The following is a 237-nucleotide window of genomic DNA, read 5'->3' as shown; positions in this document are numbered from 1 at the left end:
TGGGACCAAACGACACGGACAAATCGACGACCTTCAAGGTGCTTTTCGGCCTTCGCAAGCCGACGGGCGGTGAGGGACGGGTGGCCGGCTTCGATCTGTGGCGCGACGCAGCCGAGGCACGCAATCATCTCGGCTACATGGCGCCTGTCTCCTATACACATCTCCGAGCCCACGAGACTACGCTGCATTGAGGGGGGAGGTGGTGGCGGGGAAGAAGGGGGGGGGGGGGGGGGGGGG

At 65.8% G+C, this 237-nt stretch carries 1 protein-coding gene; it reads left to right on the top strand.

Annotated features, from left to right (window positions below):
• On the top strand, window positions 1-191 hold a 191-nt coding region (locus ACPYOJ_RS36755), incomplete at its 5' end, for a hypothetical protein (RefSeq protein ID WP_481420599.1).
• Window positions 192-237 lie beyond the last annotated feature (46 nt).

This window comes from Rhizobium sp. SVR5-9E, assembly GCF_056755095.1.
Note: the sequence above shows the minus strand (reverse complement) of the source record. Positions and strands in the feature narration are given on the sequence as shown.